This window comes from Variovorax sp. P1_H2 (assembly GCF_056405295.1).
Map to the genome: position 1 here is coordinate 19,688 of NZ_JBFUCJ010000089.1, position 11,897 is coordinate 31,584.

The 11,897-nt window shown below is 67.7% G+C and carries 11 protein-coding genes; 8 read left to right on the plus strand and 3 right to left on the minus strand.

Features of this window, described 5'->3' with window-relative positions; translation table 11 throughout:
* Positions 1 to 275: 275 nt before the first annotated feature.
* Complete coding sequence (locus AC1D2E_RS25260; protein ID WP_478199942.1) at positions 276 to 1,562, minus strand: nitrate- and nitrite sensing domain-containing protein; 1,287 nt, start codon at positions 1,560 to 1,562, stop codon at positions 276 to 278.
* A gap of 126 nt (positions 1,563 to 1,688) precedes the next feature.
* Between AC1D2E_RS25260 and tsaD the strand changes: the two genes are divergently transcribed.
* Positions 1,689 to 2,738, plus strand: a complete 1,050-nt coding sequence (gene tsaD / locus AC1D2E_RS25265; protein WP_478199943.1) for a tRNA (adenosine(37)-N6)-threonylcarbamoyltransferase complex transferase subunit TsaD — start codon at positions 1,689 to 1,691, stop codon at positions 2,736 to 2,738.
* On the opposite strand, the gene AC1D2E_RS25270 is transcribed toward tsaD, so the two are convergent.
* Both AC1D2E_RS25270 and AC1D2E_RS25275 read right to left on the minus strand, forming a co-directional pair.
* Positions 2,686 to 3,423, minus strand: coding sequence for an alpha/beta hydrolase-fold protein (locus tag AC1D2E_RS25270; protein ID WP_478199944.1), 738 nt, complete (start codon positions 3,421 to 3,423; stop codon positions 2,686 to 2,688). The two genes, tsaD and AC1D2E_RS25270, sit on opposite strands and share 53 nt — an antisense overlap.
* 216 nt (positions 3,424 to 3,639) lie before the next feature.
* The gene (locus AC1D2E_RS25275) at positions 3,640 to 4,011 is read right to left on the minus strand and encodes an Hsp20/alpha crystallin family protein (protein ID WP_478199945.1); all 372 of its coding nucleotides are present in this window, start codon (positions 4,009 to 4,011) and stop codon (positions 3,640 to 3,642) included.
* A gap of 122 nt (positions 4,012 to 4,133) precedes the next feature.
* Here AC1D2E_RS25275 and AC1D2E_RS25280 point away from each other — a divergent pair, with 122 nt between their 5' ends.
* The 7 genes from AC1D2E_RS25280 to secG all read left to right on the plus strand — a co-directional run.
* Complete coding sequence (locus AC1D2E_RS25280; RefSeq protein WP_478199946.1) at positions 4,134 to 5,414, plus strand: branched-chain amino acid ABC transporter substrate-binding protein; 1,281 nt, start codon at positions 4,134 to 4,136, stop codon at positions 5,412 to 5,414.
* 21 nt (positions 5,415 to 5,435) lie between these two features.
* Positions 5,436 to 6,614: a pyridoxal phosphate-dependent aminotransferase gene (locus AC1D2E_RS25285; RefSeq protein ID WP_478199947.1), complete on the plus strand. Its 1,179-nt coding sequence runs from the start codon at positions 5,436 to 5,438 to the stop codon at positions 6,612 to 6,614.
* Positions 6,615 to 6,856: 242 nt separating this feature from the next.
* Positions 6,857 to 7,123 (plus strand): 30S ribosomal protein S15, encoded by a 267-nt coding sequence (rpsO, locus tag AC1D2E_RS25290; protein ID WP_007837783.1) that lies wholly within the window; start codon positions 6,857 to 6,859, stop codon positions 7,121 to 7,123.
* Positions 7,124 to 7,332: 209 nt separating this feature from the next.
* The gene (pnp, locus tag AC1D2E_RS25295) at positions 7,333 to 9,678 is read left to right on the plus strand and encodes a polyribonucleotide nucleotidyltransferase (RefSeq protein ID WP_478199948.1); all 2,346 of its coding nucleotides are present in this window, start codon (positions 7,333 to 7,335) and stop codon (positions 9,676 to 9,678) included.
* Positions 9,679 to 9,765: 87 nt separating this feature from the next.
* Entirely contained in the window at positions 9,766 to 10,764 is a 999-nt protein-coding gene (locus AC1D2E_RS25300; RefSeq protein ID WP_478199949.1) for an NAD(P)H-quinone oxidoreductase, read from the plus strand.
* A gap of 11 nt (positions 10,765 to 10,775) precedes the next feature.
* Entirely contained in the window at positions 10,776 to 11,528 is a 753-nt protein-coding gene (gene tpiA / locus AC1D2E_RS25305; protein WP_478199951.1) for a triose-phosphate isomerase, read from the plus strand.
* Positions 11,529 to 11,566: 38 nt separating this feature from the next.
* A partial coding sequence (gene secG / locus AC1D2E_RS25310; protein WP_478199950.1) for a preprotein translocase subunit SecG occupies positions 11,567 to 11,897 on the plus strand: 331 nt, incomplete at its 3' end.

Below are 11,897 nucleotides of genomic sequence, written 5' to 3' on the forward strand. Positions count from 1 at the left end.
CGCCCTTACCGCCGCACGGGCTGCTCTGAGTCGAGCCCGTGCGGGACAAGGACGCCTTTGTCCGGTTCGGTGGACCGCATCCGCCGTTGGATGCCGCCTGCCTGAAGACCTTCGTTGGTCTATGTGCGGAAAGAAAGCAAGTGGTGTGCCAGTTCTTGGGTGCTATGAAAGTGAGAGCATTCAAGGCTCATCAGGACTCGATTTGTCTGGGATCGCGGGCGAATTCTGTGCGACGCAGCGCTTGTGCGGTGCACCATTCCGGGTGTGCGGCGCACTCAGGAAGCCCGGTCGGCGGGCAGGTACTCGGCCATCGCGAGCACCGATTCGGCGACCTCGACCAGCCGCCGTCCCTGGTTCATCGCGGTCTGGCGCAGCATCTTGTGCGCCTCCTCCTCGCTGATGCGTCGGTGGGCCATCAGGAGGCCCTTGGCGCGCTCGACCAGCTTGCGCTCGTTGAGGGCGGCGCGCACCGTGTCGAGTTCGTCGCCCATGGCCTGAAGCCGGCGCGACTGCTCCTGCACCATGTCGAGAATCGATCGTTCGAGCTGCCGGCCGTAGGTCGCGCCGGCGGCCGGCGAAGACGGCGAGGGCGTGGCGTCCGGCATGGCGACCGCATCGAGAAAGAAGTCCGCCGCCGTCCCGTTCTCGCCCTGCAGGCTGGCGAGCAGGGCTTCGTGGGCCTGCAGTTCCTTGCGGGCCTGCGCGGTCTTCTGCATGCAGAGCTGCCGCAGGTCGGAGGCCAGCCGTTCCTCGATGGCCTGCATGGCGTCGATGCGGCGCGAGCAGCAGTCGAACCAGGTCTGGCTCAGCTCGCTGTCGAGCGCCACGCCGGCCGGTGCGGCGCAGGCGATGCGGCGCAGGCGCTCCTGTTCGGCCAGCTGGGCGGGGGCCTGGAGCGCGCCCCAGGCCTGCGCCAGTCCGGGGGCTGCGAAGTCGGTGAAGAGCTGGAAGCAATGCTCCTGCGAGGCGATCAGGTGCAGCCACTGCTGCTGGCGCGCCGCATCGTTGCGGCCGGAAGCGAAGGCCGCGGCGCCGCAGGCCCGTTCCTGGCCCGCGAATTCCTTGCCCTGCATGAAATTGAACAGCGCCACCAGGCGGCGCGAGATTTCCGGGTCGGTGGCGCCGTCGGCGGCCTCGAACACCACCGCGATCAGGCCGGCGACCAGCTTGACGAAGGCCGCGGTCGAACGGCCGGCGTCGAGCTCCAGCGCGCCGATGCGGCGGCGCAGCTCGGGCAGGGCGTCCAGCCCCGGCAGCACCCAGGCGATGCGGCTGAACAGCCGGGCGCCGTTGCCGACGCGGCCGCCTTCGGCATCGAGCTGGTCGAAGGCCAGGCGCACGGCTTCTTCCAGTCGCAGGCATTCGGCGATCTGCTCCTCGCGCTGCGGGGCAAAGCGCTGGCCGTGCGAGGCCAGCAGCACATTCGAAATGCCGCGTTCGCGCTGCAGGGCATGCACCAGCCGGCCGATCGTCGCCACCAGTTCGCTGGTGCGCGCAAGCTGTTCCAGCTGGTCGATTTCGCAACGCAGCGCGCCGACCAGGAAGCTCAAACCGGATTTCATCGTGGTGTTTCGACTTCCATCTGCGTCCAATAGGTCCCAGGGCGGGCAGGCAGCGAGCCAACCTGGGGGCGAGCCTATTGAGCAACATCCGTGCCCCGACTGCATGCCCCGCCTACACTCGCACCCATGCTTGTACTGGGAATCGAATCCTCCTGCGACGAAACGGGCGTGGCGCTGGTCGAGGCCGGCGCCAGCGGATTGCCGCGCCTGGCCGCGCACGCGCTGCACAGCCAGATCGCCATGCACCAGGCCTACGGCGGCGTGGTGCCCGAACTCGCGAGCCGGGATCACATCCGCCGCGTCCTGCCGCTGACCGAGACGGTGTTCTCGGAGGCCGGCCGCCGGCTGTCCGAAGTCGACATCGTCGCCTACACGCGCGGACCCGGCCTGGCGGGCGCGCTGCTGGTCGGCGCCGGCGTGGCCTGTGCGCTGGGAGCGGCGCTCGGCAAGCCGGTGCTCGGCGTGCATCACCTCGAAGGCCACCTGCTGTCGCCTTTCCTGAGCGCCGATCCGCCCGAGTTCCCCTTCGTCGCGCTGCTGGTGTCGGGCGGCCACACGCAGCTGATGCGGGTCGAGGGGGTCGGGCGCTACGAACTGCTCGGCGAAACCATCGACGACGCCGCCGGCGAAGCCTTCGACAAGAGCGCCAAGCTGATGGGCCTGCCTTATCCCGGCGGACCCTGGCTTGCCAAGCTGGCGGAGGCAGGCGACGCCGAGGCCTTCAAGCTCCCGCGTCCGCTGCTGCACAGCGGCAACCTGGATTTCTCCTTCGCCGGACTGAAGACCGCGGTGCTGACCCAGGCCAGGAAGCTCGGCGACCAGCTCGAGGACCGCAAGGCCGATCTCGCCGCCTCGACCCAGGCCGCGATCGTCGAGGTGCTGTTGAAGAAGTCGATGGCGGCCATCGAGCAGACCGGGCTCGACCGCTTCGTGGTCGCCGGCGGCGTCGGCGCCAATCGCATGCTGCGCCAGCAGCTCGATGCGGCCTGCGCGAAGCGGGGCGTGCGGGTGCACTACCCGGAGCTTCACCTGTGCACCGACAACGGCGCGATGATCGCGATGGCGGCGGCGATGCGGCTCGCCGCCGGCGTGCAGGCGCCGACCGAGCGCTACGCCTTCGACGTCAAGCCGCGATGGCCATTGGCATCGCTGGACTCGTCGCTGCAGGCCGCCTGACGCCTTCGCGGGCCAGCGACGGCAGCGGCAGCACATCGAGCATCTTGCGCCAGAGCTGAGACCATTGCGGCCAGTCGTGGCCGCCCTCGGTGGTGAACACGTGGCCGGGCGGAAGCGCCTCGGCCAGCAGCTGGTGGTTGGAGGCGAAGCGGTCGCTGAGCCCGAAGCCCAGATACAGCGGGGGCAGGTGCTTCGCGCGCTGGGGCGAGGCGTACTGCTGCAGCCACGGCCACAGCTTGCGATCGACTTCCTCGTCCGGCGGCGGTCCTTCGGGCGCCTTCCAGGCGCGCAGTCCGCCGGCCTTGTGAATCTCGGCGCCGATCGGCCGCCGGCCCAGGTAGGGTGCCAGCGCGACGATGCCGTCGACCGCCCCGGGCTTCGCCAGTTCGTGGATCAAGGCGCCGAAGCCGCCGATCGAGATGCCCACCAGCCAGATCGACTTGTAGCCGGCGGCACGCTGCGGCTCGAGCACGTCGTGGTGCAGCCGCTCGATGAAGGTCTGGTCGTAGTAATAGGAGACGTCTGCATCCACCAGCAGGGCGTCGGCCTCGAATTCGCGTTCCCGGATGGCGTTGACGAAACCCTCGCGCTCGAATTCCTCCGGCTTCAGGAAAGCACCCGGAAGGAATACCAGCAGCGTGTCGGACCGGACATGGCTCTTCGCGAACTTCAAGTGCGTGTTCATGGCGCTTCGATCGGCGCCCGCCACCTGCTGCCTGTGCAGTTCGACGACCTTGGACGCTAGTTAAGAAGAAAGCATTGAAAAATTCGTCACAGAACGTGACGAATTTCGCACTTATTGTGAGCCATAAATCCGAGTGTCGCCGCAACAGAAAGTTACAGCGGCGGGCATTTAGAAAGCGTTGCGCCCGGATCGAACCGGGCGCAGGCACTTCTCGCTTCAGTTGATGGCGAGTTGGGCGACGTTGCTGACCGGAACGCGCTTGCCGAGCTTCAGGCTCAGCACGCCGTTCTCGAGCTTGGCTTCGCTGGTGGCGACATCGATGTCCTGCGGCAACTCGTAGGCGGCCTTGACCTGGCGCTTGGCTTCGGCCTTGCTCTCGATGCGGACCACGGCGCCTTCGATCCCGATGGTCAGGTCGTCGCGCGACAGGCCGGGCACGTCGAGCGTGAGGGTCCAGGTCTTGTCGTCCTGCTCGACGTTGAGCGAACGCTGGACGCCGGCGAAGGCTTCGCTGACGAAGCGCTCCAGGCTGCGGTCGTAGGCGCGCGGAACGTAACGGGCGGTGCGGACTGCGGGTGCGAAGAACATGGTGAGACTCCTGAGTGATGACGATCGGGACAAGAATGTGTGTCCCTTACACTGCGCGGCGTTTCAACAGAACATTGCCGCATGCCATCCCATCTAGGCGCGGCGGGAGGGGTTTCAAGACAATGACTTCGAGCTTTATTTGGCGCCGCAAGGCCTTGAAATTGGCTGCCCTGGCGCTATGCGCGAGCACCGTGCCGGTGTTGCGCGCGCAGGCGAAGCCCGCGATCCGCATTGCACAGATCGAAGGCCTGAGCGGTCCCTTCGGCAATACCGGCGAGGCCTCCTTCCGCAATCTCCTGTGGGCGGTCGAACGGGTCAACGATCGTGGCGGCGTCAAGCTGCCCGGCGGCCCACGGCTGCTCGAACTGGTGCGCTACGACAGCAAGAGCCAGAATGAAGAGGCCTTGTCGGCGTTGCGTGCCGCGATCGACGGCGGTGCGCGAATCGTGATGCAGGGCAACTCCTCGGCGGCGGCGGGCGCGTTGATCGACGCCATCGAGAAGCACAATGCGCGCGATCCGGACCGGCGCGTGCTGTACCTCAACTACGCGGCGGTCGATCCGACGCTCACCAACGAACGCTGCAGCTACTGGCATTTCCGTTTCGATGCCCATGCCGACATGCGCGTCACGGCCCTGATGCAGGTGCTGCAGGAAGACAAGGCGCTGCAGCGGGTCTACCTGATCGGGCAGGACTACAGCTTCGGGCAAGCGGTGCTGCGCGAATCCCGGCGGCAGCTCGGCGTGCGACGACCCGATGTGCAGATCGTCGGCGAGGAACTGCACCCGATCGGCAGGGTGAAGGACTTCGCGCCGTACGCCAGCAAGATCATCGCGAGCGGCGCGCAGGGCGTCGTCACCGGAAACTGGGGCAACGATCTCACGCTGCTCGTCAAGGCGGCTCGCGAGGCCGGCTTCAACGGCACCTTCTACACCTTCTACGGCAATGCGCTCGGTGCGCCCGCGGCCATCGGCGAGGCCGGCGTCGGCCGGGTGTTCGCCGTCGCCGACTGGCTGCCGAATGTGCAGACACCGCAGTCCGAGGCCTTCTACCGGGCCTTCCGCACGCGCTTCCCCAAGGCCGAGGACGACTACATCCACATGCGCATGCAGCTCATGATCGAGGCACTGGCACAGGCGTACGAGCGGGCCGGCAGCGTCGATGCGGTGGCTGTCGCGAGAGCCCTCGAAAAGGCCGATGTCACCCTGGCTGGACAGCGCGGACGCATGCGTGCCGCCGACCACCAGTTCCAGCAGTCGCTGGTGGTGGGCGTCATGGATCGGCAGGGCGCGCCGGGCGTGAAGTTCGATGTCGAAGGCTCGGGCTACGGCTTCCGGGTCGTGAAGACCATTCCGGCCGACCGCGCCGAGATGCCCACCAGCTGCAGGATGCAGCGCCCCTGACGTTGCGCGCCGGCAAACTCAATGCAAGGAAAGATGACCATGCGCGATGCGATCCAGAACCTCGAAGCCTCCAAGATCCGCGAGGTGGCCAATGCCGGCCTCGGCCGCAGCGACGTGCTGGCCTTCTGGTTCGGCGAGAGCGACGAGGTGACGCCCGAGGTGGTCCGCCAGGCGGCCATCGATTCGCTGCAGCGCGGCGAGACTTTCTATGCCCACAACCTCGGATTGCCCGAGCTGCGGGAAGCCGTCGCCGCCTACATGAGCGGCCTGCATCCGAAGATCGAGGCCTCGCGCATCGCGATCACCTCGGGCGGCGTCAGCGCGCTGATGCTGGCGGTGCAGGCACTGGTCGACGCCGGCGACGAGGTGGTGGCGATCACGCCGGTGTGGCCGAACCTCACGGCGCAGCCCGCCATCCTCGGGGCGCGCGTGCGCTGCGTGTCGCTGGTGCCGAGGGCGGGGCAGTGGACGCTGGACCTGGACGCGCTGCGCGCGGCGGTCACGCCGGCCACGAAGCTGCTGATCGTCAATGCGCCCAACAACCCGACCGGCTGGACGCTGACGCGGGCCGAGCAGCAGGCGATCCTCGACCATTGCCGTGGGACGGGCACCTGGATCCTGGCCGACGAGGTCTACGAGCGGCTGTACTACGAGCCGACGCCCAACGGCTGCGCGCCCAGCTTCCTCGACATCGCGGGCGCCGACGACCGGCTCGTGGTCGCCCACAGCTTCAGCAAGAGTTTCCTGATGACCGGCTGGCGGCTCGGCTGGCTGGTGCTGCCGCCGTCCCTGATGGACGGCATGGGCAAGCTGATCGAGTTCAACACCTCCTGCGCCAGCGTCTTCACGCAGCGCGCGGGGATCGCGGCGCTGGCCCACGGCGACGAGATCACGCCGAGGATCGTGGCCCACCTCAAGGCCTGCCGCGACACGCTGCTGCCCTTGCTGGCCGAGGTTCCCGGCGTCAAGGTCGCGCCGGCGCGCGGCGGCATGTACGCCTTCTTCCAGCTCGAGGGCTTCGGCGATTCGCTCGAGGTCGCCAAGCGCCTGGTGGTCGAGGCCGGGCTCGGCCTGGCCCCCGGCAATGCCTTCGCCCCCGAAGCCCAGGGCTGGCTGCGCTGGTGCTTCGCCTCGAAGGACCCGCAGCGGCTGGTGGAGGGCGTGAACCGCCTCAAGGGCTGGCTTGCGGCACAACGTTGATCCAGAGGCCGGCGTAGCCCGGCCCCTTCGTGAAACACCGAGGAACCGGCTTTGCCGGGCCTCAGGTGTTGCCCCCGGTAGGGGGTGGGCGCCTGACACGAAGTGCAGGCAACCTGGGGGCGAGCTATAATCCCAAAGCTTTGCATTCGGCAGAGCGCACGGTGGGTGCAGTTCCAGCGCACACCGCAAGTCAAACATCCCGAAGAGATTTCAATCGCGGGACCGGAACAAAGGAAACACACATGATCGCAGCCTCCATCAAGGCCGAAGTTGTCAAGGACAACGCCCGCGCCGCCAACGACACCGGCAGCCCCGAAGTGCAAGTCGCACTGCTGACCGCCCGCATCAACGAACTCACGCCTCACTTCAAGACGCACGCCAAGGACCACCACGGTCGCCGCGGCCTGCTTCGCATGGTGAGCCGCCGCCGCAAGCTGCTGGACTACCTCAAGTCCAAGGACGCCGACCGCTACACCGCGCTGATCGCCAAGCTGGGCCTGCGCAAGTAAGTCGAATCGCATGCAAAAACGCCTGGGTTAGTCCGCTAGCTCAGGCGTTTTTTACTTCGGAGCCGCAAAAACAGAGCGAAGCTGTGTCATTCCAGAGAGGTTCTCCGCCGAACTTCCCTGGAATGGCATCGTGTTCTGGCAAGCGCTCCGGCCCCCCGCGGGACCCGTGGTCGTCACGGAATGCACCGCCATCCAAACAGGAGCACAACATGAGCCTCTTCAACAAAGTCACCAAGTCCTTCCAATGGGGCGGCAAGACCGTCGTCCTGGAAACCGGCGAGATCGCGCGCCAGGCCTCCGGTGCCGTGACCGTCGACATCGAAGGCACCGTGGTGCTGGCCACCGTGGTCGCCTCCAAGTCGGCCAAGCCCGGCCAGGACTTCTTCCCGCTGACCGTCGACTACATCGAGAAGACCTACGCCGCCGGCAAGATCCCGGGCAGCTTCTTCAAGCGCGAAGCCAAGCCCAGCGAACACGAAACCCTGACCTCGCGCCTGATCGACCGCCCGATCCGTCCGCTGTTCCCCGAAGGCTTCCTGAACGAAGTGCACGTGGTCATCCACACGCTGTCGCTCAACCCCGAAGTCGATGCCGACATCGCCGCCATGATCGKCGTCAGCGCCGCGCTGTCGATTTCCGGCATCCCGTTCAGCGGCCCGATCGGCGCCGCCCGCGTCGGCTACATCAATGGCCAGTACGTGCTGAACCCGGGCCAGACCGCGCGCCGCGATTCGCAGATGGACCTGGTCGTCGCCGGCACCGAAGCCGCCGTGCTGATGGTCGAGTCCGAAGCCCTGCAGCTGAGCGAAGAAATCATGCTCGGCGGCGTGGTGTTCGGCCATGAGCAAGCCAACATCGCGATCAACGCGATCCACGAACTGGTGCGCGACGCCGGCAAGCCCGTGTGGGACTGGCAGCCGCCGGCCGAAGACGAAGCCTTCGTCGCCAAGGTCAAGGGCCTGGCCGAAGAGAAGCTGCGCGCGGTCTACCAGATCCGCAGCAAGCAGGCCCGCACGCAAGCCCTGCGCGAAGCCAACGCCAGCGTGATGGAAGCGCTGAAGGAAAGCGGCGAGCCCTTCGACGCCGGCAAGGTCAGCGACCTGCTGTTCGCGATCGAATCGAAGATCGTCCGCGGCCAGATCCTGTCGGGCGAACCCCGCATCGACGGCCGCGACACGCGCACCGTGCGCCCGATCGAGATCCGCAACGGCGTGCTGCCCCGCACCCACGGCTCGGCCCTGTTCACGCGCGGCGAAACCCAGGCGCTGGTCATCACCACGCTCGGCACCGAGCGCGATGCGCAGCGCATCGACGCGCTGATGGGCGAGTACGAAGACCGCTTCCTGTTCCACTACAACATGCCTCCGTTCGCCACCGGCGAAGTCGGCCGCATGGGCTCGACCAAGCGCCGCGAAGTCGGCCACGGCCGCCTCGCCAAGCGCGCGCTGGTCGCGGTGCTGCCGAACAAGGAAGAGTTCCCGTACACGATCCGCGTGGTCTCGGAAATCACCGAGTCGAACGGCTCCTCGTCGATGGCCTCGGTCTGCGGCGGCTGCCTGTCGATGATGGACGCCGGCGTGCCGATGAAGGCGCACGTGGCCGGCATCGCCATGGGCCTGATCAAGGAAGACAACCGCTTCGCGGTGCTGACCGACATCCTGGGCGACGAAGATCACCTGGGCGACATGGACTTCAAGGTGGCCGGCACGACCAACGGCATCACCGCGCTGCAGATGGACATCAAGATCCAGGGCATCACGAAGGAAATCATGCAGGTCGCCCTGGCGCAGGCCAAGGAAGCGCGCATGCACATCCTCGGCAAGATGCAGGAAGCCATGGGCGAGGCCAAGGCCGAAGTCTCGACCTTCGCGCCGCGCCTGACCACGCTGAAGATCAACCCCGAGAAGATCCGCGACGTGATCGGCAAGGGCGGTTCGGTGATCCGTGGCCTGCAGGAAGAAACCGGCACCACGATCAACATCGACGAAGACGGCACCATCACCATCGCCTCGACCGACCCGGAAAAGGCCGAAGCCGCCAAGAAGCGCATCGAGCAGATCACCGCGGAAGTGGAAATCGGCAAGGTCTACGAAGGCCCGGTCACCAAGATCCTCGACTTCGGCGCGCTGATCAACCTGCTGCCGGGCAAGGACGGCCTGCTGCACATCAGCCAGATCGCGCACGAGCGCGTCGAGAAGGTCACCGACTACCTGAGCGAAGGCCAGATCGTGAAGGTCAAGGTGCTCGAGACCGACGAGAAGGGCCGCGTCAAGCTGTCCATGAAGGCCCTGACCGAGCGTCCGGCCGGCATGGAATTCAGCGAGCGCCCGCCGCGTGAAGACCGGGGTGACCGCGGTGACCGCGGCGACCGTGGCGATCGTGGCGGCGAGCGCCGCGAGCGTTCGGACCGTGGCGATCGTGGCGGCGACCGTCCGCCGCGCACCGAGCGTGCACCGCGTTTCGAGAACAGCGAGCGTGGCGGCGATCAGCCTGCGGAGCAGGGGACCGAGCAGCCGGCGGTGCAGGAATCGAGCCGCGGCGACGGCCAGGCCTGATGGGCCGCGATGGCGGCAACGCCGTCGTGCTGTGGAAATGCGCGCCGTTCGCGTTCTGCGCGGCCGGCCGCTACTCGGAACAAGACCATGAAAGCCATTGAGATCACATCGTTCGGCGCCCCCGAGGTGCTGCGCATGGTGGAACGCCCCGCGCCCGTTGCCGGGGCGGGCGAATTGCTGATCCGCGTGGCCGCGAGCGGCGTCAACCGCCCCGACGTGCTGCAGCGGACCGGCAACTATCCGGTGCCGCCCGGCGCCTCCGACCTGCCGGGCCTCGAAGTCGCCGGCGAGATCGTCGCGGGCGACGACAAGGCGCTGGMCGAGGCCGGCTTCAAGATCGGCGACCACGTCTGCGCCCTGGTGGCCGGCGGCGGCTACGCCGAGCTGTGCGTGGCGCCGGTGGCGCAATGCCTGCCGGTGCCCAAGGGCTGGAGCGATGTCGAGGCCGCCACGCTGCCCGAGACCTTCTTCACCGTCTGGAGCAACGTCTTCGAGCGCGGCCGCCTGCAAAAGGGCGAGACCCTGCTGATCCAGGGCGGCTCGAGCGGTATCGGCGTGACCGCGATCCAACTCGGCAAGGCGCTCGGCGCCACAGTGATCGCGACGGCCGGCAGCGACGACAAGTGCGACGCCTGCCTGAAGCTCGGCGCCGACCATGCGATCAACTACAAGACGGCCGATTTCGCCGAGGAGGCCAAGCGCCTCACCGGCGGCAAGGGCGTCGACGTGATTCTGGATATGGTGGCCGGCGGCTACGTGGCGCGCGAGCTCGACTGCCTGGCCGAGGACGGCCGGCTGGTGATCATCGCGGTGCAGGGCGGCGTCAAGGGCGAGATCAACGCCGGCCTGGTGCTGCGCCGCCGGCTCACGGTCACCGGCTCGACCTTGCGGCCGCGGCCGGTCGCGTTCAAGGGTGCGATCGCCAAGGCGCTGCGCGAGAAGGTCTGGCCGCTGCTCGAGAGCGGTGCGGTCAAGCCGATCATCCACAGCCGCTTCGCCGCGGCCGGTGAGCCCAGCGGCGCCGCGCAGGCCCACGTCCTGATGGAATCGAATCAGCACATCGGCAAGATCGTGCTGACCTGGTGAACAAGAACGACATGACGACCAAGAAGAAGCTGATCGCCGGCAACTGGAAGATGAACGGCAGCCTGGCTGCCAACGAGGCGCTCGTGAAGGCCTTGCTGGCCGGTGTCGGCTCGCCCGCTTGCGAGGTCGCGGTCTGCGTCCCGGCGCCGTACTTGGCGCAGGCGCAGTCGCTGCTGGCCGGCTCGCCGATCTCGCTCGGTGCCCAGGATCTCTCGGCCCAGCCGCAGGGCGCCTTCACCGGCGAGCAATCGGCGGCCATGCTGAAGGACTTCGGCGTGCGCTACGCCATCGTGGGACATTCCGAGCGGCGCCAGTACCACGGCGAGACCGATGAACTCGTGGCGGCCAAGACCGCCGCCGCGCTGGTCAACGGCATCACGCCGATCGTCTGCGTCGGCGAGACCCTGGCCGAGCGCGAGGCCGGGCGCACCGAGGAAGTGGTCAAGCGCCAACTGGCCGCGGTGATCCACGTCAACGGCCATTGCATCAGCGAGATCGTGGTCGCCTACGAGCCGGTCTGGGCCATCGGCACCGGCCAGACGGCGACGCCGGCGCAGGCCCAGGCGGTGCATGCGGTGCTGCGCGCCCAGCTGCACCACGCGGCAAGCGAGCACGCCGCGGGCATCCGCATTCTTTATGGCGGCAGCATGAACGCGGCCAATGCGGCCGAGCTGCTGGCCGAAGCCGACATCGACGGTGGCCTGATCGGCGGCGCGTCGCTCAAGGCCCCCGATTTCCTGCAGATCATTGCAGCGGCCCGCTGAAGCGCGCGGCCGACGACAAAATTTAGGAGTTAGAACGAATGAATGTGGTCCTCAACATCCTGGTGGGCGTGCAGATGCTCACCGCACTCGCGATGATCGGGCTGATCCTGATCCAGCACGGCAAGGGCGCCGACATGGGCGCCGCCTTCGGCAGCGGCAGTGCCGGCAGCCTGTTCGGTGCCAGCGGCAGCGCGAACTTCCTGTCGCGCACCACCGCGGTGCTGGCCGCGGTGTTCTTCGCCTGCACTTTGCTGCTGGCCTACTTCGGCCACGCCCGGCCGGCCGGCGGCGGCAGCAGCCTGCTGGAGCGCGCGGCCATCGGCGCGCCGGCGGCGCCGGCAGCTGCGCCCGCAGCCCCCGATTCGGCGG

Bases quoted from the DNA above. Each gene is read 5' to 3' on its own strand.
- AC1D2E_RS25260 (WP_478199942.1), bottom strand. From the start codon at position 1,562: ATGAAATCCGGTTTGAGCTTCCTGGTCGGCGCGCTGCGTTGCGAAATC.
- tsaD (WP_478199943.1), top strand. From the start codon at position 1,689: ATGCTTGTACTGGGAATCGAATCCTCCTGCGACGAAACGGGCGTGGCG.
- AC1D2E_RS25270 (WP_478199944.1), bottom strand. From the start codon at position 3,423: ATGAACACGCACTTGAAGTTCGCGAAGAGCCATGTCCGGTCCGACACG.
- AC1D2E_RS25275 (WP_478199945.1), bottom strand. From the start codon at position 4,011: ATGTTCTTCGCACCCGCAGTCCGCACCGCCCGTTACGTTCCGCGCGCC.
- AC1D2E_RS25280 (WP_478199946.1), top strand. From the start codon at position 4,134: ATGACTTCGAGCTTTATTTGGCGCCGCAAGGCCTTGAAATTGGCTGCC.
- AC1D2E_RS25285 (WP_478199947.1), top strand. From the start codon at position 5,436: ATGCAAGGAAAGATGACCATGCGCGATGCGATCCAGAACCTCGAAGCC.
- rpsO (WP_007837783.1), top strand. From the start codon at position 6,857: ATGATCGCAGCCTCCATCAAGGCCGAAGTTGTCAAGGACAACGCCCGC.
- tpiA (WP_478199951.1), top strand. From the start codon at position 10,776: ATGACGACCAAGAAGAAGCTGATCGCCGGCAACTGGAAGATGAACGGC.